34 protein-coding genes are annotated in these 25856 nt (G+C 40.3%); 30 read left to right on the top strand and 4 right to left on the bottom strand.

The window, feature by feature from the left end:
- Positions 1–64: 64 nt before the first annotated feature.
- The 3 genes from ADM33_RS07805 to ADM33_RS07795 form a co-directional block, all read right to left on the bottom strand.
- Entirely contained in the window at positions 65–718 is a 654-nt protein-coding gene (locus tag ADM33_RS07805; protein WP_049504306.1) for a hypothetical protein, read from the bottom strand.
- Between the two features lie 85 nt (positions 719–803).
- Positions 804–1091, bottom strand: coding sequence for a hypothetical protein (locus ADM33_RS07800; RefSeq protein WP_045763640.1), 288 nt, complete (start codon positions 1089–1091; stop codon positions 804–806).
- Positions 1092–1100: 9 nt separating this feature from the next.
- The gene (locus ADM33_RS07795) at positions 1101–1511 is read right to left on the bottom strand and encodes an HIT family protein (protein WP_049504303.1); all 411 of its coding nucleotides are present in this window, start codon (positions 1509–1511) and stop codon (positions 1101–1103) included.
- Positions 1512–1578: 67 nt separating this feature from the next.
- On the opposite strand from ADM33_RS07795, the gene ADM33_RS07790 reads away from it, so the two are divergent.
- Entirely contained in the window at positions 1579–2310 is a 732-nt protein-coding gene (locus ADM33_RS07790; RefSeq protein WP_049504301.1) for an ABC transporter ATP-binding protein, read from the top strand.
- Positions 2307–3356, top strand: coding sequence for an ABC transporter permease (locus ADM33_RS07785; RefSeq protein ID WP_049504300.1), 1050 nt, complete (start codon positions 2307–2309; stop codon positions 3354–3356). The genes ADM33_RS07790 and ADM33_RS07785 overlap by 4 nt, the downstream gene beginning before the upstream one ends.
- A gap of 177 nt (positions 3357–3533) precedes the next feature.
- Here ADM33_RS07785 and ADM33_RS07780 read toward each other — a convergent pair whose 3' ends face one another.
- Positions 3534–3863, bottom strand: a complete 330-nt coding sequence (locus tag ADM33_RS07780) for a hypothetical protein (protein ID WP_049504298.1) — start codon at positions 3861–3863, stop codon at positions 3534–3536.
- Between the two features lie 280 nt (positions 3864–4143).
- On the opposite strand from ADM33_RS07780, the gene ADM33_RS07775 reads away from it, so the two are divergent.
- From ADM33_RS07775 to groL, 28 genes are all read left to right on the top strand, one after another.
- Positions 4144–4482, top strand: coding sequence for a LytTR family DNA-binding domain-containing protein (locus ADM33_RS07775; RefSeq protein ID WP_049504297.1), 339 nt, complete (start codon positions 4144–4146; stop codon positions 4480–4482).
- A gap of 4 nt (positions 4483–4486) precedes the next feature.
- Positions 4487–5224: a response regulator transcription factor gene (locus ADM33_RS07770; RefSeq protein WP_049504295.1), complete on the top strand. Its 738-nt coding sequence runs from the start codon at positions 4487–4489 to the stop codon at positions 5222–5224.
- A 13-nt stretch (positions 5225–5237) separates the two neighbouring features.
- Positions 5238–6587 carry a sensor histidine kinase gene (locus tag ADM33_RS07765; RefSeq protein ID WP_049504293.1) on the top strand — a complete coding sequence of 450 codons (1350 nt, stop codon included), beginning with the start codon at positions 5238–5240 and terminating at the stop codon, positions 6585–6587.
- 101 nt (positions 6588–6688) lie between these two features.
- On the top strand, positions 6689–7045 hold the full coding sequence (locus ADM33_RS07760) for a hypothetical protein (RefSeq protein ID WP_049504292.1): 357 nt from the start codon (positions 6689–6691) through the stop codon (positions 7043–7045).
- Between the two features lie 330 nt (positions 7046–7375).
- Positions 7376–7780, top strand: coding sequence for a hypothetical protein (locus tag ADM33_RS07750; protein WP_049504289.1), 405 nt, complete (start codon positions 7376–7378; stop codon positions 7778–7780).
- A gap of 501 nt (positions 7781–8281) precedes the next feature.
- Positions 8282–8884, top strand: coding sequence for a CPBP family intramembrane glutamic endopeptidase (locus ADM33_RS07745; protein ID WP_049504287.1), 603 nt, complete (start codon positions 8282–8284; stop codon positions 8882–8884).
- A gap of 329 nt (positions 8885–9213) precedes the next feature.
- A complete protein-coding gene (locus ADM33_RS07735; RefSeq protein WP_049504284.1) occupies positions 9214–9525 on the top strand; it encodes a hypothetical protein in 312 nt (103 codons plus the stop codon).
- 214 nt (positions 9526–9739) lie between these two features.
- Positions 9740–10429 carry a CPBP family intramembrane glutamic endopeptidase gene (locus ADM33_RS07730; RefSeq protein ID WP_049504283.1) on the top strand — a complete coding sequence of 230 codons (690 nt, stop codon included), beginning with the start codon at positions 9740–9742 and terminating at the stop codon, positions 10427–10429.
- Between the two features lie 225 nt (positions 10430–10654).
- The gene (gene ccrZ, locus ADM33_RS07725) at positions 10655–11449 is read left to right on the top strand and encodes a cell cycle regulator CcrZ (RefSeq protein WP_000362994.1); all 795 of its coding nucleotides are present in this window, start codon (positions 10655–10657) and stop codon (positions 11447–11449) included.
- Entirely contained in the window at positions 11446–12081 is a 636-nt protein-coding gene (trmB, locus tag ADM33_RS07720) for a tRNA (guanosine(46)-N7)-methyltransferase TrmB (RefSeq protein WP_049504281.1), read from the top strand. The genes ccrZ and trmB overlap by 4 nt, the downstream gene beginning before the upstream one ends.
- Before the next feature lie 126 nt (positions 12082–12207).
- The gene (rimP, locus tag ADM33_RS07715; protein ID WP_000338687.1) at positions 12208–12687 is read left to right on the top strand and encodes a ribosome maturation factor RimP; all 480 of its coding nucleotides are present in this window, start codon (positions 12208–12210) and stop codon (positions 12685–12687) included.
- A gap of 42 nt (positions 12688–12729) precedes the next feature.
- The gene (nusA, locus tag ADM33_RS07710; RefSeq protein WP_049504279.1) at positions 12730–13866 is read left to right on the top strand and encodes a transcription termination factor NusA; all 1137 of its coding nucleotides are present in this window, start codon (positions 12730–12732) and stop codon (positions 13864–13866) included.
- A gap of 22 nt (positions 13867–13888) precedes the next feature.
- On the top strand, positions 13889–14182 hold the full coding sequence (rnpM, locus tag ADM33_RS07705) for an RNase P modulator RnpM (protein ID WP_000857562.1): 294 nt from the start codon (positions 13889–13891) through the stop codon (positions 14180–14182).
- Positions 14175–14474, top strand: a complete 300-nt coding sequence (locus ADM33_RS07700) for a YlxQ-related RNA-binding protein (RefSeq protein ID WP_049504276.1) — start codon at positions 14175–14177, stop codon at positions 14472–14474. Before rnpM ends, ADM33_RS07700 begins: the two co-directional genes overlap by 8 nt.
- Positions 14475–14490: 16 nt before the next feature.
- Positions 14491–17244 (top strand): translation initiation factor IF-2, encoded by a 2754-nt coding sequence (gene infB, locus ADM33_RS07695; RefSeq protein ID WP_049504275.1) that lies wholly within the window; start codon positions 14491–14493, stop codon positions 17242–17244.
- A gap of 249 nt (positions 17245–17493) precedes the next feature.
- Complete coding sequence (gene rbfA, locus ADM33_RS07690; RefSeq protein WP_001273602.1) at positions 17494–17844, top strand: 30S ribosome-binding factor RbfA; 351 nt, start codon at positions 17494–17496, stop codon at positions 17842–17844.
- Positions 17845–18006: 162 nt separating this feature from the next.
- Positions 18007–18786, top strand: a complete 780-nt coding sequence (locus tag ADM33_RS07685) for a hypothetical protein (protein ID WP_049504272.1) — start codon at positions 18007–18009, stop codon at positions 18784–18786.
- Position 18787: 1 nt separating this feature from the next.
- On the top strand, positions 18788–18970 hold the full coding sequence (locus ADM33_RS07680) for a hypothetical protein (RefSeq protein ID WP_049504271.1): 183 nt from the start codon (positions 18788–18790) through the stop codon (positions 18968–18970).
- A 321-nt stretch (positions 18971–19291) separates the two neighbouring features.
- Positions 19292–19525, top strand: a complete 234-nt coding sequence (locus ADM33_RS07670) for a DUF1858 domain-containing protein (RefSeq protein ID WP_049504268.1) — start codon at positions 19292–19294, stop codon at positions 19523–19525.
- On the top strand, positions 19525–20859 hold the full coding sequence (locus ADM33_RS07665; protein WP_049504266.1) for a DUF438 domain-containing protein: 1335 nt from the start codon (positions 19525–19527) through the stop codon (positions 20857–20859). Before ADM33_RS07670 ends, ADM33_RS07665 begins: the two co-directional genes overlap by 1 nt.
- A gap of 9 nt (positions 20860–20868) precedes the next feature.
- Entirely contained in the window at positions 20869–21123 is a 255-nt protein-coding gene (locus ADM33_RS07660; protein WP_049504265.1) for a DUF1912 family protein, read from the top strand.
- A 76-nt stretch (positions 21124–21199) separates the two neighbouring features.
- Positions 21200–21490: a DUF4651 domain-containing protein gene (locus ADM33_RS07655; protein ID WP_049504263.1), complete on the top strand. Its 291-nt coding sequence runs from the start codon at positions 21200–21202 to the stop codon at positions 21488–21490.
- On the top strand, positions 21487–21804 hold the full coding sequence (locus tag ADM33_RS07650; RefSeq protein WP_049504261.1) for a thioredoxin family protein: 318 nt from the start codon (positions 21487–21489) through the stop codon (positions 21802–21804). Before ADM33_RS07655 ends, ADM33_RS07650 begins: the two co-directional genes overlap by 4 nt.
- A 13-nt stretch (positions 21805–21817) precedes the next feature.
- Complete coding sequence (gene ytpR, locus ADM33_RS07645) at positions 21818–22444, top strand: YtpR family tRNA-binding protein (protein ID WP_049504260.1); 627 nt, start codon at positions 21818–21820, stop codon at positions 22442–22444.
- A gap of 29 nt (positions 22445–22473) precedes the next feature.
- Complete coding sequence (locus tag ADM33_RS07640) at positions 22474–23235, top strand: SDR family NAD(P)-dependent oxidoreductase (RefSeq protein WP_049504258.1); 762 nt, start codon at positions 22474–22476, stop codon at positions 23233–23235.
- A gap of 75 nt (positions 23236–23310) precedes the next feature.
- Positions 23311–23706: a single-stranded DNA-binding protein gene (locus ADM33_RS07635; protein WP_049504256.1), complete on the top strand. Its 396-nt coding sequence runs from the start codon at positions 23311–23313 to the stop codon at positions 23704–23706.
- A gap of 155 nt (positions 23707–23861) precedes the next feature.
- Positions 23862–24146, top strand: a complete 285-nt coding sequence (groES, locus tag ADM33_RS07630) for a co-chaperone GroES (RefSeq protein ID WP_049504255.1) — start codon at positions 23862–23864, stop codon at positions 24144–24146.
- A gap of 15 nt (positions 24147–24161) precedes the next feature.
- Positions 24162–25781, top strand: coding sequence for a chaperonin GroEL (gene groL, locus ADM33_RS07625; RefSeq protein WP_049504253.1), 1620 nt, complete (start codon positions 24162–24164; stop codon positions 25779–25781).
- Positions 25782–25856: the final 75 nt, after the last annotated feature.

Below are 25856 nucleotides of genomic sequence, written 5' to 3'. Positions count from 1 at the left end.
CGGGCTCTTTTTTCGTGCAATCTTAAGACTTTTAGCATAGGAGAAAGAATCTCCAACTGGTCTACTATTGATATTTTTGAATGAGTAAGCCGGCCGCATCCATCTCCTGAATGAGTTGCTTGAGTTCTGCTTCCTTACCAGGCTTAACGGTGACGGTATCAATGTGTTTAATTGCCGAATTGTCCTGGATATCCACCAAGGTCAAAGCTTTTTCATAGAATGCGATTCCCTTTTTCATGCTTTCTGGATCCCTCCAAGAGAGAATAAAGTAAGAAGGATTTGATTTCTTTCCGATTTCTTGGAAATATTTCCTGCTTTCCTCCTCTAAAAATTGGAATAAACCATGATTGAATAAGTTGTCTTCTACTGAATGGTAGGAAATATCTCCTGTGTTTAAGACATAGACTTTGAGTTTGTTTTTAGTGAGGTTTGGACTTTCTTTTAGGACTGGGTGGCTATTGACGAGTTCATCAGAGAATGTCACATAAAAATCTAAGCCTCCACCCTCGAATTGATAGCTTCCATTTGATTCTACTTTTTCAGGAGGGAGATCAAGGGAGATAAAGATTTGTTTTAAGGCTTCATTCCCTTCTCGGATGTCACTTGGTGAGGCCTTGAAAAGATTGGCCAGTATTAGAAATGCCAGAGCTGCAAGAAGGCAGAGGCCACCACAAATAATCAGGATGATCCGCGTCAAAACTTTAAAAAACTGTTTCATTTTCATGCCCTCCCTGGTCTGTTAGGATCTGCTGACCCAAAATGGCTTTAAAGGGGAATAAGGAAAGTTGGAGATTTTCTTTACATTAGTTTTCTTCAGTTTCCTGCAATTCTTTTAGTACAGCTAATCTTGTTTGAACGTCTTTTTCCAAGACTTTAAACTTGTAGGTTAAATCTTTTTGATATTCCTTGATGAGTTCTTTTTGTTGGTCGATAATTTGCAGGCTATCTTGGATGATATCCAAGTCATCCTTAATGGCTTCAACGCGATCAGTTGTATCTAGAACCTCTTCAGTGATAGCTTGGCGGTTCTTAACGAGGAGGTATGAACCGACTGCAGAGCCTGCAAAAAGTAGTAAATTTGATAGTTTCATAGTGACTCCTTAAGCGTTTTTGATTGTTTCAGCGACTTGGGCAAGTTTGTCGAAGTCTGATTCATGTGCGACAAAGTCAATTTTTAGGTCGTCATCTGCACTATAGCGAGGAACGAGGTGGACATGGGTATGGAAAACCGTTTGTCCAGCGACTTCTTCACAGTTAGCGATGATATTCATACCTTCAGCTTTGGTAGCTTTCATGACTTTTTGAGCAATCTTTGGAACTTGGGCGAAAAGTTGGCTAGCGCTTGCAGCATCCATTTCTAAAAGATTGCGATAGTGTTCTTTTGGTACAACCAAGGTGTGACCAGGCGTTACTTGTGAGATATCAAGGAAGGCAAGAACTTGATCATCTTCGTATACCTTTGATGCGGGAATCTCCCCTGCGATAATTTTACAAAAAATGCAATCTGACATAAAATCTACCTCTACTGTATTGAATTTTGATATAATATAGCTACATTATACCAGATTTGGAGAAAATATGTTAGAAATTAAAAACCTGACAGGGGGCTATGTTCATGTCCCTGTCTTGAAAGATGTGTCCTTTACAGTTGAAAGCGGACAGTTGGTCGGTTTGATTGGGCTCAATGGTGCTGGTAAATCGACGACAATCAATGAAATTATCGGTTTGTTGACACCTTATAGTGGAGAAATAAACATCGACGGGCTAACCTTGGGTGCTAATCCTCGTGAATATCGTCAGCAGATTGGTTATATTCCTGAAACTCCTAGTTTGTACGAAGAATTAACTCTCAGAGAGCATATCGAGACGGTTGCCATGGCCTATGGTATTGAGCAAAATCTAGCTTTTGAACGTGTAGAACCTCTTTTAAAAATGTTTCGTTTGGATCAGAAGTTGGAATGGTTCCCTGTTCATTTTTCGAAAGGGATGAAACAGAAGGTCATGATTATCTGTGCTTTTGTCGTGGATCCTAGTCTCTTTATCGTCGATGAACCCTTCCTTGGTCTTGATCCCTTGGCAATTTCTGACTTGATCCAGCTTTTGGACCTTGAAAAGAAAAAAGGCAAGTCTATCCTCATGAGTACCCACGTTCTTGACTCTGCTGAAAAAATGTGTGATTCTTTTGTCATTCTTCACAAAGGACAAGTGAGAGCTAAAGGGGATCTTGAAGAGTTGAGACAAGCTTTTGCCATGCCCCAAGCAAGTCTCAATGATATCTATTTGGCTTTGACCAAAGAGGAGGACCGATGAAAGACTTGTTTCTAAAGCGAAAGCAGGCTTTTCGTAAAGAGTGTGTCGGTTATCTGCGCTATGTGTTCAATGACCACTTTGTCCTGTTTTTACTGGTCTTGGTAGGTTTTCTAGCCTATCAGTATAGTCAACTGCTCCAGCATTTTCCTGAGAATCACTTACCAATCCTATGTTTAATTGGAATTGTCTCTGTTTTACTCATGCTTTGGGGTGGGATAGCGACCTATGTGGAAGCGCCTGATAAGCTCTTTCTCTTAGTAGCTGAAGAAGAAGTAAGAGAACATATCCAAAAGCAAAGCCTAGTTTCCTTCATCTTTTGGGTCAGTGTACAGACTCTCTTTTTGCTTCTTTTTGCCCCTCTATTTTTAGCCATGGGCTTGGGCTTAGGAGTTTTTGGTGTTTATGTTCTTCTTTTGGGAGTCGGAAAATATTTCCTTTTTCAGAAAAAGGCTGGCAAGTTTTTTAGTGCAAATCATCTGGACTGGGACTATGTGATTGCCCAAGAAAGTAAACGCAAGCAGTTCTTGCTTCGCTTCTTTGCCCTCTTTACCCAAGTCAAGGGAATTTCAAACAGCGTCAAGCGTCGTGCCTATCTAGACTTTATCCTTAAAGTTGTCCAGAAGGTTCCGAGCAAGATTTGGCAAAACCTCTATCTTCGTTCTTATCTACGAAATGGAGACCTCTTTGCCCTCAGTCTTCGTCTCCTCTTTCTATCTTTGCTGGCTTTGATCTTTATCGAGCAAGCTTGGATAGCGACTGCAGTAGTGGTTTTATTTAACTACCTCTTGCTCTTTCAGTTGCTGGCCCTCTATCATGCCTTTGATTACCAATATTTGACCCAACTTTTCCCGCTAGATAAGGGTGAGAAGGAGAAAGGGTTACAGGCAATTGTCCGAGGATTGACTAGTTTTGTTTTATTGGTTCAGCTGGTAGTTGGGTTGATTACCCTCCAAGAAAAATTAGCTCTTCTAGCCTTACTAGGTGCTGGATTGGTCTTGCAAATCTTGTATCTCCCTTATCAGGTGAAACGCCAGATGCAGGACTAATACTCTTCGAAAATCTCTTCAAGCTAGGTCAGCATCCATCTGCAACCTCAAAGCGATGCTTTGAGCAACCTGCGGCTAGCTTCCTAGTTTGCTCTTTGATTTTCATTGAATATAACATTGCTTAGATGATACTAAAAAAGAAGTTGAGTTCAATCTGTCTCAGCTTCTTTTTAGTTACTACAGGATAATGGTTGGTCCGTAGAGACTCAACTTGGTTTTGACTTGATCAAAGTGAAAGCGGTCATAGGCTCTCCAAGCGGCGCGAGTAAGGGCATCTGGATTGAGGGCACTGAGGCCCATGAGAAGACTGGAGGTCTGGTAAAATTTTTCCAGCTCAATCAAGAATCGATTATCCACTGTCTCAGCTTTAGAGAGAAAGCGGAGGATATTGTCCAGTTGCTCCTGAAAGCGGACATCGTCAGCTGTTGCCTTTTTGCAGACTTGGTAAGCTTTGTTTAACTCAGTTATCAGTGTCTGAGCTCTTTTGATGGGGTCTGAATCCGTCATGAGAATTCCTCCTTTGTGATGGTTTTAAAGTTGTTTTAAGCCTTTGTCTTTCTATAATCCTAGCCTATCACTTTTTACTCTTTTTTTACCTTCAAATCTTTAATTGTCATTGAAATTTCCTGAATGGTAATAGCGGGATTTTATGATAAAATAGTTGTAAGGTTATCATAGTTATTTTGTAAAAACTTCGACACTTTAGGAATTTTTAAGAACCGTTTAGGATTTGGCAAAAAATGGATTCTAGACTTATGCTATCCTCTCTTCAGGAGGATTTTTATCCATGATTTATATCATCATCCAAAAAGAGAAAGAAATTTTCAAATTAAACATAAAGGATATCTACTATATCCAAACGCATCCAAGTAAAGCCCATACCGTGCAAATTGTTACAGAAGACGCTAGCTTTGATTTGTTTCAAAATTTAAGCAAGCTTGAGAAACAATATGGGGAAACCTTAACGAGATGTCATCGAAATTGTCTGGTCAATCTTGAACGAGTAAAATCCATGGAACTCCAGTCAAAGACTCTTTTTCTTGGAGAAGAAGGTCAATATGCTGTTCAGTATTCCAGACGTCGTTATAGAGAAATTCGCCAAAAATGGTTGAAACAAGGAGAATAAGAAGATGAGAATATTTGTTTTAGAAGATGATTTTTCCCAACAAGCTAGGATTGAAACGACGATTGAAAAACTTTTGAAAAAACAGAGTATCATCCCCAGTTCTTTTGAAGTCTTTGGCAAGCCAGACCAACTGCTGGCAGAGGTGCATGAAAAGGGGGCGCATCAGCTTTTCTTTTTGGACATTGAGATTCGAAATGAAGAGATGAAGGGGCTAGAAGTGGCTAGAAAGATTCGGGATCGGGATCCTTATGCCCTGATCGTCTTTGTGACGACTCACTCAGAGTTTATGCCCCTGTCCTTTCGCTACCAAGTGTCTGCTTTGGACTACATTGATAAGGCCTTATCGGCAGAGGAGTTTGAATCTCGGATCGAGACAGCTCTCCTTTATGCCAATAGTCAAGACAGTAAGAGTCTGGCGGAAGATTGCTTTTACTTTAAATCAAAATTTGCCCAATTCCAGTACCCTTTTAAAGAGGTCTACTATCTCGAAACGTCACCCAGAGCTCATCGTGTTATTCTCTATACCAAGACAGATAGGCTGGAGTTTACAGCGAGTTTAGAGGAGGTTTTCAAGCAGGAACCCCGTCTCTTGCAGTGCCACCGCTCTTTTCTCATCAATCCTGCCAATGTAGTTCGTTTGGATAAGAAAGAAAAACTCCTTTTCTTTCCCAATGGTGGAAGCTGTATGATCGCGCGTTATAAGGTCAGGGAAGTGTCTGAGGCTATTAATAACTTGCACTAGGTGGGGAGAATTTATGTATATTTTTTGGATGATATTGTATTCACTAGCTATTATTGGGCTAGAAATTATCATGTTCTTTAAGGTAGATGGAATTAGTCTCACTTTCGATAGAATTTTTAAGGCCTTTCTTCTAAAATTTCTTCTAGCAGCAATTGTTACAACTTTTAAATTTTTAGTCTTGACTGACTATCTGTCATACTTTATAGAACCCTTGTTCGGCATCAGCTTATCTCTCTTATTGTTAAGAGGGCTTCCTAAAAAACTCCTTTTCTTTTATGGTCTCTTTCCAATTGTATTGATGGATATCTTTTACAGAAGTGTTTCCTATTTTGTGTTTCCGTTTTTGGGGCAAGGGATTGTAGATGGAGATGGAAATCCTCTCTTTTTGTTGATTATGCTATTCGTTTGCTTCATAGTATTAGTCTTTTTGAAATGGTTGGACTATGATTTTACTAGATTGAGAAAGGAGTTTCTCGATAAAGGCTTTCAACAGTCCCTGACTAAGATTAACTGGATAATGGGGGCTTACTTTCTAGTCATGGAAAATCTGTCTTACTTTGAATATGCATACGATATCCAATCAAAGACTATTCGCCATTTGATTCTAGTGTTTTACTTGCTCTTTTTTATGGGGATTATCAAGAAGCTGGATACCTATTTGAAGGACAAACTTCATGAGAGATTGGACCGAGAGCAGGCCTTGCGCTACAGAGATATGGAACGCTATAGTCGGCATATAGAGGAACTTTACAAGGAAGTCCGGAGCTTTCGCCATGACTACACTAACCTCTTGACCAGCTTACGTCTGGGCATTGAAGAGGAGGATATGGAGCAGATAAAAGAGGTCTACGACTCCGTCTTGAAGGACTCTAGCCAAAAATTGCAGGACAATAAATATGACCTGGGCAGATTGGTGAATATTCGGGATCGTGCCCTCAAAAGTCTTCTAGCTGGAAAATTTATAAAAGCTAGAGAAAAGGACATTGTCTTTAATGTCGAAGTTCCTGAGGAGATTCAGGTCGAGAGTATGAGTCTGCTTGATTTTCTAACCATTGTGTCTATCCTTTGTGACAATGCTATTGAAGCCAGTGTAGAGGCCAGTCAACCTCGCGTTTCAATCGCCTTTTTAAAAAATGGAGCACAGGAGACCTTCATTATTGAAAACTCCATCAAAGAAGAGGGAATAGATGTTTCTGAAATCTTCTCTTTTGGAGTTAGTTCTAAAGGGGAGGACCGAGGTGTTGGTCTCTATACCGTCATGAAGATTGTGGAAAGTTATCCCAATGCCAGTCTCAATACCACCTGTCAAGATCAAGTCTTTCGTCAGGTTTTGTCGGTTCATTTGCTGTCAACTTCTGATTAGAGAATGTGTGAGCAAGAGGACCTTGGCATTTTAACTTGAAAAAAACTGCAACTATTTATCCTTATACAGCCTGACTTTTTACAATATTCGAGGAAAAATAAATGAAACAGAAGTCTTATTTTATAGCTTGTTCTGTACTAATCATCCTATCAAATCTTCTCATGTTTTCTCTAGTCAATGAGGAAGAAGGTACAGGAGCTAATCTGATTATAATTGTTGCAACCTGTGTCTTGCTACCAGCCTTTTTACATGCAGTTGAAAATCAGCAGACATCATTGGTTAGGGCAGAATCCTTGCTCCTCATTCAGATGGCAGTGGTATCCTTAGTCCGTCTCATCAGCCGAATAGAGAGGACACCTGAAATCTTACATACAGGCCTCACCCTTCTAGTCTTAGCAAGCTGGCTAGCCTTTATCCTCCTAGCTATTATGAGAATGTATCAGAAAAAAGAGAAGTAAGGATGAGAGCATTTTGCTTGGTTATGGTTTATTAGGGCAAGCATATTTTTCGTGCTTGCTTTTTTTCTACAATTTAGGAGGTTTCGATGACCATTTATGATTTGGGGGAATTAAGGTCAAAATGAGTGCTATACTGGCAGTGTAAAGGTTTTTGCTCAACAAATATTTAGGGGGAAGTCTTATGAAGAAAAAAATACTTGTCATTTTCATCTTGTATCTAATCATGTCTCCGCTTGGAGAGAGTAATTGGTATCATTTATTTTATACCATAGCCTATCTGATTGCAGTTATAATCTATTTTGCTTTAATGAAAAAGAAAGGAGCAAAGAAATGAAAACTATTCTTGCTAAAAAACGGAACATCTTCCTTGCGAGATTGTTCCTAGGTCAGTTGCCCTTGCTTGTCTCTACTTATCTATTTCTATCACGTCAGTTTATACATTTTTCCTTAGTTTTCCAATTTCTTTTAGTGATTATTAACTTGGCTTCTATTTTGGTAATTGTTTACCTCACTAGGGAAATGAGAATGAGAAAGTTTGAAGATGATGAGTTGGTCAATCCGAGAACCAATCAACTCATGTTCATTGGATTGACAGGTTTTATGTCTATTATCGGTTTGTATAGAGGTATGACGGCGGCAGAATCCTATCAACAACTGATTGGTTATATTGCTTCTGTTCTCTGCTTAATCATCATGCTGCTGCTCATTTGGGGCTTGAAGTATTATAAAAAGTAAGCTCACAAAAAGAACTTACAGGCAGTGTTTTCAGACTGCTGGTCTTTTTAAGAGAAGTTCTTGCAATTTAAGAGTTTTTGACGACCGTTTAAGATTTGGATGCAAAGCCTAAAAAAGTAGTGCTATACTAAAAGTGAAAAATTACAAGGATACCAATGCTAAACTGAAATAAAGGAGTGATTCTTATGGCGAAAAAAATAATTACGATTGTCATCTTGTATGTAATCATGCAAACTTGTCTTTATCCGCTTAGGGGAAATGAGTGGTATTATGTAATGGATGCACTAGCATACTTTGCTTCGGTTTATATCTTCGTTCAGTTCAATAAAAAATGGAGAAAAAGCCACTTTGAATCTTGAACATAGAAGTTTTATAGGTCTGGAATAGATCATCAAAATAAGATGGATGATTTTAAAATAATATCTGCTAAGTATTATCTGTAAAATGCAAAATTCTTGCATCCTTATTTTGATGATTCTAAATAGGAGAGAGGTTGTGTTTATGACTATTTTTAATAAATGTCATGCTGTGTTTGTTGGATTTTTAGCCTTTATAATAGTTACTACAGTAGGCTATACCATCAATCAAGGGGATTTTTTTCAAAACGAGTACCTATTTATTACGGCAAATACTTTCTGGATTTCACTGAGTGTTGCCTATGCGAAATGGTTTGATATGGTTTCGCTAAGAAGGTTAACGAAGAAAGAAATTCTACTTTTTATTGGAAGCTTTCTTATTTGTGTGCTGGTAAATATAGGTTATTATAGTTTTTTTACAGTATCTTCTGGTGCTGGATATCAACACCTTGAGGCTACTAGTACAGGAATTTCATTATCCTTTATTGCAAGCGTGACAGTTTTTGGGCCTATTCTGGAGGAATTTGTTTTCAGAGGTATCCTTCAAGGTGCGGTTTTTGAAAATTCTTGGTTGGGGCTTGTACTGACTGCCTCTCTCTTCTCTTTCATGCATGCACCTTATGATTTTCCTTCGTTTTTCTATTATCTATTTGGAGGTTTGATGCTGGGCTTTGCTTATAAGAAGAGTCAAAATCTATCGGTGCCTATCTTAGTCCATATCTGTTACAATTGTTTATCATTCTTCTAGTAGTTTTCAGTAGTTAAATTTACAAAGGAATGTAGAGGATGATCAGTTAGCGTCATAGTGCCTAGGGAACTGACCTGGTAGATGTGAAATCAATAGATGGAGGAATCAGATGAAAAAGTATGTCGAATTGTTAGATTTATTTGCCCGAGTTGTAATAATATTGCTTTCTCTTGTTCTTTGTATAAGAGTACTCATGATTTCAACAGAACTCTGGAGACATGTTCTTGTACTGGTAAGTACCCCTGTTACGATCTATAGTCTGGTAAAACATAGACTAGGCAAGAAGAACATAAAAACCCTGTGAGAATCTTAAAAGAAATATTAAAAAGATGCAAGCAAAATATAAAAATCAAATAGTAGAAGTTTGGGAAATTGGTAAAGATACTCCTAAATCAAGTTGGGTAGAAGATGCCTTGCAAAAGAATTACATAGTATGGCTAGACAATCATGTCCGAATTTTAATGGCAGGACTTCAGTCTTCTCTTGTAAACAATCTCAAAATTGGCCTAGTCGGAACGGCAGGAGGAGGTTTTGCTGGTTATAGTATGTATGTCCTTGGCTATCCAGGAGATTATCTTGACCTCACAAATCATAGAGTGGTATCTGCCACAGCTTTTCATCGAGACTATCAAGTTTTATAAAATGATTAGGTAGAAAAAGGATGATGGTCTATCATTTTGAAAAGAATTGACTGCCTAGATGATGAAAAATATAAAGTTTTTAACAGCAACAAAAGTACACAAGGGTAGATGTATTGGCTTATCAAAGTCATGGTGATAGCTACCGAGACTGAATGCTGGAGGATTAAATGATAATTGGTGGCGGGTACGATAGCAAAGCTATTAGGGAGTTTCTATGAAAAAATATTCTATTCTTTTCAAAACGAGTGCAGTCCTTTCTTATTTATTTTTGTTTTTCGGATTGTCTTGGACAACCCAATTTTGGAGAAATTATTGGGAGTTCTCGTCTTGGGTAGGAAATCTTATCTGGATTCGAAACATCATCAGTGTTTTCTTTATCGGTTTGATGATGTGGTTCTTGGTTAGGTCGGGCCATGCTTATCTCTTTCGTATCCCCAGGAAAAAGTGGTTGAGTTATTCTGTTCTGACGATGTTAGCAGCTGTCGTTCTTATAAGCTTTAACTATCTGACAGCTAAACATGTTCAGGGGACAAACGAAGGTTGGAATTTTTTTATTGCTTATAGTGAGACCAATTTTGCGGAGTTCGGTGTTTACCTAACCTTAATAATACTAGGACCTCTGATGGAAGAATTGGTATGTAGGGGACTGCTTCAACATGCCTTCTTTAAGAATTCAAGATGGGGACTGGATATTCTATTTCCGTCAGTTTTGTTCGCCTTACCTCATTTTTCAAGTTTTCCTAGTCTATTAGACCTTCTGGTTTATACAGCAGTTGGATGTATATTTGGTGGTTTGACACGCTATACAAAGACTATCTATCCTTCTTATTCGATTCATATTGTTAATAATATCATCGCAAACTTACCATTTATCATGACTTTTTTGCATAGGGTATTTGCATGATGAGAACCAGTTAAGAGCTTGAATTATCAGATTAAGCATAGATTTTTTCCTTACAATTTACTGCTAAAAAAATTGAATGAGCAAGGCTAGGCAGATCTCTCTGCTTGCCTTTTTCTTTTAACAAAATTGGATAAAGGGCTTTTATTTGAGAATCAGGTCTGGACTGGTTGACGAATAGCCTAAAAACTAGTAGAATAGTAAGGAAACTTTATACGGAGGAAAGAAATGGACTTGGGTGATATTGAGCTAACGCTGACCCCTATACCTGGGAAAAGCGGAAAAGCTTATATGGGAAGCTATCCTGATGGGAAGCGCGTCTTTATTAAAATGAACACCTCTCCAATCCTACCTGGTTTAGCCAAGGAACAAATCGCTCCTCAATTATTATGGACTCGCCGTTTATCGGATGGGCGTGATATGTGTGCCCAAGAATGGTTGAATGGTAAAATTTTGACCCCTTATGATATGAATCGCAAGCAGATTATCAATATTTTGAGCCGCTTGCATCGTTCGCGTCCTTTGATGACGCAATTGACTCGTTTGGGCTATTCTTTAGAAACACCTTTTGACTTGCTTCAGGCTTGGTTAAAAGATGCTCCAGAATCCTTGAAGAACAATCAATATCTAAGAATGGTAGTAGAGGATTTGCGAGGAAGTTTGCCAAACTTTAGGGAAGATTATGCAACGATCGTTCATGGAGATGTACGACATAGTAATTGGATTGAGACAGAGAGCGGTCTTGTTTATTTAGTGGATTGGGATTCCGTTCGTTTAACGGATCGCATGTTTGATGTGGCGCATATGCTATGTCACTATATTCCAGACTATCAGTGGAAAGAGTGGTTGACTTATTACGGTTACAAATACAACCAAACAGTCATCAACAAACTATTTTGGTATGCTCAGTTATCCTTCTTGAGCCAGATTGCCAAATATTATACAAATGAAGATCTAGAAAATGTCAATCGGGAGATTTATGCCTTGCGTATCTTCCGTGACAAGTATGGAAAGAAGAGATGAGAGTTAGAAATCGTAAAGGGGCAACAGAATTACTAGAGGCTAATCCTCAGTATGTTGTCTTAAATCCTTTAGAAGCCAAAGGTAAATGGCGCGACCTCTTTGGAAATGACAATCCTATCCATGTTGAGGTTGGTAGTGGTAAGGGAGCCTTTGTGACAGGTATGGCCAAACAAAACCCTAATATCAACTATATCGGGATTGATATTCAAAAGTCTGTTTTGAGTTATGCCTTGGACAAGGTTTTGGAAGTCGCTGTACCCAATATTAAGTTATTGTGGGTTGATGGTTCTGATTTGACCGACTACTTTGAAGATGGTGAGATTGATCGCTTGTACCTAAACTTTTCAGATCCGTGGCCTAAAAAGCGCCATGAAAAGCGTCGTCTAACTTATAAGAGTTTCTTGGATACCTTCAAGCGTATCTTGCCTGAACACGGTGAGATTCATTTCAAGACAGATAACCGTGGCTTATTTGAATATAGCCTAGTGAGTTTTTCTCAATATGGCATGAAGCTCAACGGAGTTTGGTTGGACTTGCATGCCAGCGACTTTGAAGGCAATGTCATGACAGAATATGAAGAAAAATTCTCAAGTAAGGGTCAGGTTATCTATCGAGTTGAGGCAGAATTTTAAGAAAAAGCTTAAAATCAAGCCTTCTGAGTGCTTATACTTTACATAAGTAGTCAAAAGTGCTACACTGTAAGTAAGAATATGAGAAAGTGAGGCGGGGAAATATCTTCGCCTCTTGCTTATGAGGAGGTGGACGCAATCGCAACTATCGTAGAATTAGTCAGAGAAGTCGTAGAACCGGTCATTGAAGCTCCCTTTGAACTCGTGGATATCGAGTACGGAAAGATTGGCAGTGACATGATTCTTAGTATTTTTGTAGATAAACCAGAGGGAATTACCTTGAACGACACAGCGGACTTGACAGAGATTATCAGTCCTGTCCTAGATACTATCAAGCCAGATCCCTTCCCAGAACAATATTTCCTAGAAATCACCAGTCCAGGCTTGGAGCGTCCTTTGAAAACCAAGGAAGCAGTCGCTGGAGCGGTTGGGAAATACATCCATGTTGGACTTTACCAAGCCATCGATAAGCAAAAGGTCTTTGAAGGAACCTTGCTAGCCTTTGAAGAGGATGAGTTGACTATGGAATATATGGATAAAACTCGTAAGAAAACTGTCCAGATTCCATACAGTTTGGTATCAAAAGCACGTTTAGCAGTAAAATTATAGTAAAAGAAAGGAAGCTTTTGAAGATTCAAAAGTGAATAGAAGATGAGTAAAGAAATGCTAGAGGCCTTCCGCATTTTGGAAGAAGACAAGGGAATCAAAAAAGAAGACATCATTGATGCAGTGGTGGAATCACTTCGTTCAGCCTATCGCAGACGCTATGGTCAATCAGACAGTGTAGCCATTGATTTCAACGAAAAGACAGGTGACTTTACAGTTTATACTGTTCGTGAAGTTGTTGATGAAGTATTTGATAGCCGTTTGGAAATCAGCTTGAAAGATGCTCTTGCCATTAACTCAGCTTACGAGCTTGGGGACAAGATTAAATTTGAAGAAGCACCAGGTGAGTTTGGTCGTGTAGCAGCTCAATCTGCCAAACAAACCATCATGGAAAAAATGCGCAAGCAAACACGTGCCATCACCTACAATACTTACAAAGAGCATGAGCAAGAAATCATGTCTGGTACGGTAGAGCGTTTTGACAATCGCTTTATCTATGTCAACCTTGGCAGCATCGAAGCTCAATTGTCAAAACAAGACCAAATCCCTGGAGAAGTTTTTGCTTCTCATGATCGTATCGAAGTTTATGTCTACAAGGTTGAAGACAATCCTCGTGGTGTGAATGTCTTTGTAAGTCGTAGCCACCCTGAAATGATCAAACGTTTGATGGAACAAGAAATTCCTGAGGTTTATGACGGAACTGTTGAAATCATGAGTGTTGCTCGTGAAGCAGGTGACCGTACCAAGGTTGCTGTTCGTAGCCACAATCCAAACGTGGATGCGATCGGGACAATCGTCGGACGTGGTGGTGCTAACATCAAGAAAATTACTAGCAAATTTCACCCAGCTCGCTACGATGCTAAGAGCGATCGTATGGTTCCAATCGAAGAAAACATTGACGTTATCGAATGGGTAGCCGATCCAGCTGAATTTATCTACAACGCTATCGCTCCAGCTGAAGTTGACCAAGTTATCTTTGATGAAAACGACAGCAAACGTGCCTTGGTCGTTGTGCCAGATAACAAGCTTTCTCTTGCGATCGGTCGTCGTGGACAAAACGTTCGTTTGGCAGCTCATTTGACAGGATATCGTATCGATATCAAGTCTGCAAGTGAGTTTGAAGCCATGGAAGCAGCAGAAGAAGCTGACCAGGTAGAAACAGACGAATTGGTCGAAGAATAAAAGCTGATCAGAGGAGGGAAGGATGAAAACTAGAAAAATCCCTTTGCGCAAGTCTGTTGTGTCTAATGAAGTGATTGATAAACGCGATTTACTCCGTATTGTCAAGAACAAAGAGGGACAGGTCTTTATCGACCCGACAGGCAAGGCTAATGGTCGTGGCGCTTATATCAAGCTAGACAATGCAGAAGCCCTTGAGGCCAAAAAGAAAAAAGTCTTTAACCGTAGCTTTAGTATGGAAGTTGAAGAAAGCTTTTATGACGAGTTGATTGCCTATGTCGATCACAAAGTGAAAAGAAGAGAGTTAGGACTTGAATAAGCAAAAAATTGCCAATCTCTTGGGACTTGCTCAAAGAGCAGGGAAAATCATCTCGGGTGAAGAAATGGTGGTCAAGGCCATCCAAGACCAGAAAGTAAAGCTGGTATTTCTCGCTCATGATGCCGCCCCCAACCTGACCAAGAAGATTCAGGATAAAAGTCATTATTATCAAGTAGAAGTTATTACCGTGTTTTCAACACTGGAATTAAGCATAGCAGTCGGAAAATCAAGAAAAGTTTTGGCTGTGACAGATGCTGGATTTACAAAGAAAATGAGGTCTCTTATGGAATAGAAGAGGAGGACATGATTTGTCTAAGAAAAGATTGTACGAAATCGCAAAAGAACTTGGAAAAGAAAGTAAAGAAGTTGTAGCGCGTGCAAAAGAGTTGGGCTTGGATGTAAAAAGCCACTCATCAAGTGTGGAGGAAGCAGCTGCTTCAAAAATCGTAGCAAGTTTTAAACCTGCTCCTGCTCCAAAGGTAGAGTCGAAACCTGTGGCTCCAAAGCCAGTTGACGCTAAGAAAGAGGCAAAACCAGCAGCAGCTGTTGCCCCTAAAGAAGAAAAAGTGGCACCAGCAAAACCGCAGAGTCGAAACTTTAAGGCTGAGCGTGAAGCACGTGCAAAAGAGCAGGCTGAACGACGCAAGCAAAATAAGGGTAATAACCGTGACCATCAACAAAATGGGAATCGTCAAAAAAATGATAACCGTAATGGTGGTAAACAAGGTCAAGGCAATCGTGACAACCGTCGATTCAATGATCAAGGTAAAAAACAACAAGGTCAGCAAAATCGCGGAAATGATCGCCGCAAGCAAGAGGACAACCGTCCAAATCAAGCAGGCCCACGTGTTGACTTTAAAGCCCGTGCAGCTGCTCTAAAGGCAGAGCAAAATGCAGAATATGCTCGTTCAAGTGAGGAACGCTTCAAGCAAACTCAAGCAGCTAAAGAAGCCTTGGCCCAAGCAAACAAACGCAAGGAACCTGAGGAAATCTTTGAAGAAGCTGCTAAGTTAGCTGAACAAGCGCAGCCAGTTCAACCAGTGGTTGAAGTTGCTCCTGCAGCTAAAGAACCTGTAGTGGATACACGTCGTAAGAAACAAGCCCGACCAGACAAAGAACGTGATGATTTCGATCACGAAGAAGATGGTCCTAGAAAACAACAAAAGAATCGAAGTAGTCAAAATCAAGTGAGAAATCAAAGAAATAGTAACTGGAACAATAACAAAAAGAATAAAAAAGGCAATAACAAAAATAACCGTAATCAGGCACCAAAACCTGTTACAGAGCGTAAGTTCCATGAATTGCCAACAGAATTTGAATATACAGATGGTATGACCGTTGCGGAAATCGCAAAACGTATCAAACGCGAACCAGCTGAGATTGTTAAGAAACTCTTCATGATGGGCGTGATGGCGACACAAAACCAGTCCTTAGATGGTGAAACAATCGAACTCCTCATGGTAGATTACGGTATTGATGCGAAACAAAAGGTTGAAGTCGACAATGCTGATATCGAACGTTTCTTCGCTGAAGAGGGTTATCTCAATGAAGATGAACTCGTAGAGCGTCCACCAGTTGTAACGATCATGGGACACGTTGACCATGGTAAAACAACCCTTTTGGATACCCTTCGTAATTCTCGTGTTGCAACAGGTGAAGCCGGTGGTATCACTCAGCATATCGGTGCCTATCAGATTGAGGAAAATGGTAAGAAGATTACCTTCCTTGATACACCAGGACACGCAGCCTTTACCTCTATGCGTGCGCGTGGTGCCTCTGTTACCGATATTACCATCTTGGTCGTAGCGGCAGATGACGGGGTAATGCCTCAAACTATCGAAGCCATCAACCACTCAAAAGCAGCTAATGTCCCAATCATCGTAGCTATCAATAAAATCGATAAACCAGGTGCTAATCCAGAACGTGTTATCGGTGAATTGGCTGAACATGGTGTTATGTCAACAGCTTGGGGTGGCGATTCTGAGTTTGTAGAAATCTCAGCTAAATTCAACCAAAATATCGATGAACTCTTGGAAACTGTTCTACTTGTGGCTGAAATCCAAGAACTCAAAGCAGATCCAACAGTTCGTGCCATTGGTACTGTTATTGAAGCTCGTTTGGATAAAGGAAAAGGTGCAGTTGCGACCCTCCTTGTCCAACAAGGTACTTTGAACGTTCAAGATCCAATCGTTGTCGGAAATACTTTCGGACGTGTCCGTGCTATGACCAACGATCTCGGACGTCGTGTGAAGGTCGCAGGCCCATCAACACCAGTATCGATCACTGGTTTGAACGAAGCGCCAATGGCGGGTGACCACTTTGCTGTTTACGAAGATGAAAAATCTGCGCGTGCAGCTGGTGAAGAACGTGCCAAACGTGCTCTTATGAAGCAACGTCAAGCTACTCAACGTGTTAGCCTTGAAAACCTCTTTGATACCCTTAAAGCAGGAGAACTCAAGTCAGTTAACGTCATCATCAAAGCCGACGTACAAGGTTCTGTTGAAGCTCTCTCTGCATCACTTCAAAAGATTGATGTGGAAGGCGTTAAAGTAACCATTGTTCACTCAGCAGTTGGTGCTATCAATGAATCTGACGTGACTCTTGCCGAGGCTTCAAATGCCTTTATCGTTGGTTTCAACGTGCGTCCTACACCACAAGCTCGTCAACAAGCAGAAGCTGACGATGTAGAAATCCGTCTCCACAGTATCATTTACAAGGTTATCGAAGAGATGGAAGAAGCCATGAAAGGGATGCTTGACCCAGAATTTAAAGAAAAAGTTATTGGTGAAGCGATCATCCGCGAAACCTTCAAGGTATCTAAAGTGGGAACAATCGGTGGATTTATGGTTACCAGCGGTAAAGTTACTCGCGACTCTAAAGTCCGTGTCATCCGTGATGGTGTCGTTATTTACGATGGTGCCCTAGCTAGCTTGAAACACTATAAAGATGACGTTAAAGAAGTTACAAACGGCCGTGAAGGTGGTCTCATGATTGACGGCTACAATGATCTTAAGATGGATGATGTGATTGAAGCCTATATCATGGAAGAAATCAAGAGATAATTTTTTGCTCCTTTCTTAAGTGGCGAAGGACGCAAGCAAACCCATGGTTTCATTGCTTATTTTTGAGACTAATGTCTCAAAAATCCCCTGTTATGAAACCGCTAGTGCAGTTCCATAACTTTCACCACGACGAAAGAAGCGAGTAGTTTCAAATTGAAATTCATTTCAATTTGAAATGGTTATCAATAACTCAAGAAAAGCTAGGTCTGCTGGCCTAGCTTTTGGTTCAATTGAGAGAAAGGAAGAAATATGGCAAATCATTTCCGTACGGATCGTGTGGGCATGGAGATCAAGCGCGAAGTCAATGAGATTTTGCAAAAGAAAGTCCGTGATCCACGTGTCCAAGGTGTGACTATCACTGATGTTCAGATGCTAGGTGACTTGTCTGTTGCTAAGGTCTACTACACTATTTTGAGTAACCTGGCTTCAGATAATCAAAAAGCTCAAGTCGGACTTGAAAAAGCAACTGGTACTATCAAACGTGAACTTGGTCGCAATTTGAAATTGTACAAAATTCCAGACTTAACTTTCGTCAAAGACGAATCCATCGAATATGGAAACAAGATTGACGAGATGCTACGCAATCTGGATAAAAACTAAGTAGAAAGAGGGGCAACCCTCTTTTTTGTGGCTATAAGTCGGTCATTGTCTAGTCAGATTATATAAATAGAAATTCAGAAAATAAAATAAATCTTGAAAATATCATTTATTCCATAAATATGATAAGATAAAGCTTGATATGAATGAAAAATGGAGATAGAGATGGCTAAAGAAGATGTGGCGATGCAAGTGTTGCAACAGGTAGTAAAACTTCCTGTCGTCAAAGTGAACCGGTCAAAATTTTTAATGGACAAATTCTCTAAGGAAGTGGCTTCAAAGGATATTCCTAGATTATTGGAAGAAGGGCCGACAGCTTTATTACCTCAGGAAACCTTAGATCGAGTGGCTAATGCATGTATTAGAGATAATGTATTGCTAGCAAGTGGAACATCTGTTTTAGCAGGTTTGCCTGGAGGTATTGCCATGGCAGTTACCATTCCGACAGATGTAGCCCAGTTTTACGCATTTTCACTGAAACTAGCTCAGGAGCTAGGTTATATTTACGGCTATGATGATCTTTGGGCTTCGCGAAATGAGCTGAGCGAAGAAGCTAAAAATACCCTTTTGCTCTATCTGGGAGTGATGTTGGGAGTAAATGGTGCGGGCGCTCTACTTCGTTCTGGTGGTGTTACAGTTGCTAAGCAAGTGATGAAAATCGTAAACAAAAAGGCTTTGACAAAGACTCTTTGGTATCCAATTTTGGAAAAAGTTCTGAAAATCTTTGGAGTGAATCTGACCAAGGGAGGATTGGCTAAGGGGATGGGGAAAGTTATTCCTATCATAGGTGGAGTCCTATCAGGTGGCTTAACCTTTGCGACCATGAAACCCATGGGAGAAAGATTGCAAAAAGAATTGTCCAAATTGATTAACTACGATGAAGCACAATATCAAAGAGATGTTGCCACTATCCGAAAAGAAGTGGAAATCATAGAAGGAGATTGACATGGGGATCATAACAGTACTGGCCAAAACCTACGGTAATTATCTTCTAACAAGGCAAGCTTTAAAAGTTGCAGAAACCATAAAAAAAGATGAAAACACAGTAGTTAGTTTGGGAAAATTATTTCTCGTAGATAAGCTTATGGATACAGCTACTTGGTTAATGAAGCCGGAGGATAAAGAATGAAATCTTTTTGGAGGTTCTTTACTCTTCTTTTTATAACACCAATTGTTGGTCTGATAAAAATACTCTGGTTCCTAATCTCTTTCGCCTTCCAATTACTGTTCTATAGGATTCTTTTCAAGATCATAGATTGGTTTTTCAAACTTCTCTGATGATCATGGTAAGGATAAGACTTTGAGGTTTTACTAGGAAGAGTCTATATAATTGGAAATAATGAAATTATACGAAATAAACTAGCAAGTCTTCTACTGCTAGTTTTTTAATCTTTGCCCTTGTGGTATAATAAAAAAGAAAAAACTGTTAGAGAATATGATGGAGGTTATGATGGACAATATCATTGATGTATCTATTCCTGTTGCGGAAGTTGTGGACAAGTATCCAGAAGTTTTAGATATCCTAGTAGAACTCGGTTTTAAACCTCTTGCAAATCCTTTGATGCGAAATACAGTCGGACGAAAAGTATCGCTCAAACAGGGGTCTAAACTGGAGGGAACCCCTATGGATAAGATTGTACGCACACTTGAAGCAAATGGTTACGAAGTGATTGGAATAGACTAATGGCAGATGAACGTATTCATATCCTACGGGATATTTTATTAGAATTGCATAATGGAGCCTCCCCTGAATCCGTTCAGGAACGCTTTGATGCAACCTTTACAGGTGTATCAGCTATCGAGATTTCTCTCATGGAGCACGAGTTGATGAACTCTGACTCAGGTGTGACATTTGAAGACGTCATGGAGCTCTGTGATGTTCATGCCAATCTCTTTAAGAATGCTGTTAAGGGTGTCGAAGTTGAAGATACAGAGCATCCAGGTCATCCTGTGCGTGTTTTTAAGGATGAAAATCTAGTCCTCCGTGCTGCCTTGATTCGTGTTCGAAGATTGTTAGACACATATGAGTCTATGGAAGATGAGGAAATGCTTGCAGAGATGCGTAAGGGGTTGGTTCGTCAGATGGGGCTTGTAGGTCAGTTTGACCGTCACTACCAGCGCAAAGAAGAACTCTTCTTTCCTATCATGGAGCGTTATGGACATGATTCTCCTCCCAAAGTCATGTGGGGAGTCGATGACCAGATTAGGGAACTCTATCAAAAAGCCTTGGGGACAGTTAGGTCACTACCAGAAGCATCCATTAGTATTGTAAAGGCAGATTTTGAGGCTTTTGCGACTGAATTTGAGAGTATGATTTTCAAGGAAGAGTCCATCCTCCTCATGATTCTGCTCGAATCCTTCACCCAGGATGACTGGATTCAGATTGCCGAGGAAAGTGATGCTTATGGCTATGCCATTATCCGGCCATCTGAAAAATGGGTTCCTGAACGTAAAAGCTTTGTTGAGGAAAAAAGTGTAGAAGAACCAACTCAGCCAGAAACTGTAGATGGACAGGTTCAACAAGTGATTGATACGCCAGAGGGGCAGTTTACTATCACCTTTACACCTAAGGAAAAGGAAGCAGTGATGGACCGAAATAGTCAGCAGGCTTTTGGAAATGGCTATCTTTCAGTTGAACAAGCTAATCTTATCCTCAACCACCTGCCTATGGAGATTACCTTTGTTAATAAGGATGATATCTTCCAGTATTACAATGACAATACGCCAGCAGATGAGATGATTTTCAAGCGGACACCGTCTCAAGTTGGACGAAATGTCGAACTATGTCATCCGCCCAAGTATTTGGATAAGGTAAAAACCATTATGCAAGGTCTTCGTGACGGGGTCAAGGAAAAGTATGAGATGTGGTTCAAGTCCGAGTCACGAGGCAAGTTTGTCCATATCACTTATGCTGCTGTACACGATGAAAATGGAGAATTTCAAGGAGTCTTGGAGTACGTTCAGGATATCCAGCCATACCGTGAGATTGACACAGATTACTATCGAGGAATAGAATAAGGAGAAACAATGAGTTACGAACAAGAATTTATGAAGGAATTTGAAGCCTGGGTTAATACCCAAATCATGATTAATGATATGGCGCTCAAGGAAAGCCAAAAGGTCTATGAAGAAGATCAAGATGAGCGTGCTAAAGATGCTATGATTCGCTATGAAAGCCGCTTAGATGCCTACCAGTTCTTGCTAGGCAAGTTTGAAAATTTCAAGGCAGGCAAGGGATTCCATGATTTACCAGAAGATTTATTTGGAGAGAGAAACTATTAAGTTTTCAATATTGGTAAAGGGGAGGGGGACTCCCTTTTTCATTGTTCCTTGAGCCTTTTTGTGTTACAATGTTAGCATGAAAACGAAAAATATTATTAAAACAGGTTTAGTCGTGGCAGGACTCGGAGCTCTTGTTTTTGGAGCAAAGAAAATAGCTGATGATCACAAACTCATGAAGACACAGGAAGAGTTGACTGCTATTGTGCGTGACTACTTTTCAGAAATGGGAGAGATTGGAACTCTCTATGTCCAAGTGTATGAAAGTAGCTTAGAACGTCTTGTTGGTGGTGTTATTTTTGAAGATGGTCGTCACTATACCTTTGTCTACGAAGATGAAGATCTCATCTACGAGGAGGAAGCCATATGATTTCTCCTAAAAGTATAGAAGAATTAGCAAATCTAGTAGAACAGGATGGCAAGAAGGTCTTCCTTTTTGTTGCGGATTGGTGTGGCGATTGTCGCTATATCTATCCAGCTCTGCCAGAGATTGAAGAGACCAATCCAGAGTTTACCTTTATACGAGTAGACCGAGATGAGTACATGGAACTTGCAAAACTATGGGATGTATACGGGATTCCAAGTCTTGTTGTTTTAGATAAGGACAAGGAGATTGGACGCTTTGTCAATCGTGACCGTAAAACCAAGGCACAAATTAACGACTTTTTAGCAGGATTAAAATAGGAGAAAAGAAAGAATGATTTTTACATATAACAAAGAACATGTCGGTGATGTCCTTATGGTCATCGTGAAAAACAGTGGCGATGCCAAACTAGATGTCGAGCGTAAAGGCAATGTAGCGCGTGTTTTCCTAAAGGAAACTGGTGAAACTGTTGCTTGGAACATTTTTGAAGTTTCTAGCATGTTTGAAATCGCTGAACGTGGCCAAATATTTTTGACAGACGACCAAGTAGCTCGTTTGAACCAAGAATTGCAAGCTCAAGATTTTGCCGAAAAGATTATCAATGACAAGGAACCGAAATTTGTCGTTGGTGAAATTGTAGAGATGGTGGCACATCCAGATAGTGATCACCTCAATATCTGCCAAGTGGCAGTTGCGAGTGATAAGACAGTGCAAATCGTTGCAGGAGCTCCTAATGCGCGTGTTGGTTTAAAAACCATTGTTGCTCTTCCAGGAGCTATGATGCCAAAAGGCAATCTCATTTTCCCAGGGGAACTTCGTGGTGAAAAGAGTTTTGGGATGATGTGCAGTCCTCGTGAACTTGCCTTACCAAATGCTCCACAAAAGCGTGGCGTCATTGAATTGTCAGAAGACCAAGTTGTTGGTACTCCATTCGACCCAGCAAAACACTGGACAGCTTAAATTTGTTAAGTTAGATAGGAGAAAGTAAGATGGCAAAAAATGTTGTGATCACAGGTGCAACATCAGGTATTGGTGAAGCAATTGCGCGTGCCTATCTAGAAAAAGGTGAGAATATCGTTCTCACAGGGCGTCGAACAGAAAGACTTGAAGCTCTCAAAACTGAGTTTGCAGAATTCTTTCCAAATCAAAAAGTTTGGACCTTTCCCCTTGATGTGACCGATATGACAATGGTTAAAACTGTTTGTTCAGAAATTCTTGAAGCAGTAGGTTCGATTGATATTTTAGTTAATAATGCCGGGCTGGCTTTAGGCTTAGCTCCCTATCAGGACTATGAAGAGTTGGATATGCTGACCATGCTGGATACCAATGTCAAGGGCCTGATGGCTGTTACTCGTTGTCTCTTGCCTTCTATGGTGACTGCAAATCAAGGCCATATCATTAATATGGGTTCAACCGCAGGTATTTACGCTTACGCTGGTGCAGCAGTCTATTCAGCAACCAAGGCTGCAGTCAAAACATTTTCAGATGGACTACGGATTGATACCATCGCAACGGATATCAAGGTGACGACTATTCAGCCAGGTATTGTAGAGACTGACTTTTCTAAGGTCCGTTTCCATGGAGATGAGGAACGGGCTGCAACGGTCTATCAGGGACTCGAAGCCTTGCAGGCACAAGACATCGCAGATACTGTAGTTTATGTGACCAGTCAGCCACGTCGTGTGCAAATCACAGATATGACCATCATGGCTAATCAACAGGCCACTGGATTTATGATTCATAGAGAATAACATTATTTTTAAAAAAGTTACAAATTTTGTAACTTTTTTCTTTTACCTTCGAATAGATAAGTAGGAGGATGAAAAATGTATAATAAAGTTATTATGATTGGACGCTTGACGTCTACACCAGAATTGCACAAAACCAACAATGACAAGTCCGTTGCACGAGCAACTATCGCAGTGAATCGCCGTTATAAAGATCAAAATGGGGAACGTGAAGCAGACTTCATCAATATTGTGGTCTGGGGCAAATTGGCTGAAACCTTGGCTAGTTATGGAAGCAAGGGTAGTCTCATTTCTGTGGATGGGGAACTTCGTACCCGTAAGTTTGAGAAGAATGGCCAGACCAACTATGTAACAGAAGTTCTCTGTACAGGTTTCCAACTCTTAGAAAGCCGTGCCCAACGTGCTATGCGTGAAAATAATGCAGGACAAGATTTGGTAGACCTGGTCCTGGAAGAGGAGGAACTTCCATTTTAAAATGACAAGAGTTTGAGAGTTTTCTCCAACTCTTTTTATGCTATAAATCAGACTTTTTTCTTGACTATTTTTGACCAAGTGATACAATAGAAATATGGTTTAGCACTCGTGTACAAAGAGTGCTAATAATATGATTGAATTATGGAGGAAAACAGATGTTGAAACCATTAGGAGACCGTGTAGTCTTGAAAATTGAAGAAAAAGAACAAACTGTTGGGGGATTTGTCCTCGCAAAATCAGCCCAAGAAGAAACGAAAACAGCTACAGTAGTGGCTACTGGACAAGGTGTTCGTACCTTGAGCGGTGAACTAGTCGCTCCAAGTGTAAAAGTTGGAGATCAAGTTTTAGTCGAAGCTCATGCAGGTATCGAGGTCAAAGATGGGGATGAAAAATACCTCATCGTAGGTGAGGCTAGCATCTTAGCAATCGTTGAAGAATAAGAGGAGGAAATAAGTATGTCAAAAGAGATTAAATTTTCATCTGATGCACGTTCAGCTATGGTCCGTGGCGTTGATATCCTAGCTGATACAGTTAAAGTAACCTTGGGGCCAAAAGGACGTAACGTTGTTCTTGAAAAATCATTCGGTTCACCATTGATTACCAATGATGGTGTGACAATCGCTAAAGAAATTGAACTAGAAGACCATTTTGAAAATATGGGTGCCAAATTGGTATCAGAAGTAGCTTCTAAAACCAACGATATTGCTGGTGACGGAACGACAACTGCAACTGTCTTGACTCAAGCAATTGTTCGTGAAGGAATCAAAAACGTTACTGCAGGTGCAAATCCAATTGGTATTCGCCGTGGGATTGAAACTGCGGTCGCTGCAGCTGTAGAAGCCTTGAAGAACAATGCTATTCCAGTAGCCAACAAAGAAGCTATCGCTCAGGTCGCTGCAGTATCCTCTCGTTCTGAGAAAGTTGGGGAATACATCTCTGAAGCCATGGAAAAAGTTGGTAAAGACGGAGTTATCACCATTGAAGAATCACGTGGTATGGAAACAGAACTTGAAGTCGTAGAAGGAATGCAGTTTGACCGTGGTTACCTCTCGCAATACATGGTCACTGACAATGAAAAAATGGTTGCAGACCTTGAAAATCCATACATTTTAATCACTGACAAGAAAATTTCAAATATCCAAGAAATCTTGCCACTGCTAGAAAGCATTCTACAAAGCAGTCGTCCGCTCTTAATTATTGCAGATGATGTTGATGGTGAAGCTTTGCCAACCCTTGTCTTGAACAAGATTCGTGGTACTTTCAACGTAGTTGCTGTTAAGGCACCAGGTTTCGGGGACCGCCGTAAAGCAATGTTGGAAGACATCGCAATTTTGACAGGTGGAACTGTTATCACAGAAGATCTTGGTCTTGAATTGAAAGATGCTACTATCGAAGCGCTTGGTCAAGCAGCTAAAGTGTCTGTTGATAAAGATAGTACAGTCATTGTAGAAGGTGCAGGTAATCCTGAAGCAATTGCTAACCGTATTGCTGTCATCAAGTCACAAATTGAAACAACAACTTCAGAATTTGACCGTGAAAAACTCCAAGAACGCTTGGCTAAATTATCAGGTGGAGTAGCAGTTATTAAGGTCGGTGCTGCAACTGAAACTGAATTGAAAGAAATGAAACTCCGCATCGAAGATGCTCTTAACGCTACTCGTGCAGCAGTAGAAGAAGGAATCGTTGCAGGTGGTGGTACTGCCCTTGTTAATGTTATCTCTGCTGTTGCTGCCTTGGAGTTAGAAGGTGATGAAGCAACAGGACGCAACATTGTTCTTCGTGCCTTGGAAGAACCTGTACGTCAAATCGCTTACAATGCAGGTTATGAAGGTTCAATTGTTATTGATCGTTTGAAAAATGCAGAAGCTGGTACAGGCTTCAACGCTGCGACAGGTGAATGGGTGAACATGATTGAAGCAGGTATTATCGATCCTGTTAAGGTTAGCCGTTCAGCCCTTCAAAACGCAGCTTCGGTAGCAAGCTTGATTCTAACAACAGAAGCCGTTGTGGCTAATAAGCCAGAACCTGTAGCACCAGCTCCAGCTATGGATCCATCTATGATGGGTGGTTACTAAGAAATAAATAAAAACGGCTCTATAATTTCTGTAGTGGGTAGCACCACCATAGGAATTATGGAGCCTATTTTGTTG

It is taken from the genome of Streptococcus oralis (genome assembly GCF_001075875.1).
Classification (GTDB): Bacteria; Bacillota; Bacilli; order Lactobacillales; family Streptococcaceae; genus Streptococcus; species Streptococcus oralis_I.
This window is presented reverse-complemented; position numbering and strand designations above follow the sequence as displayed.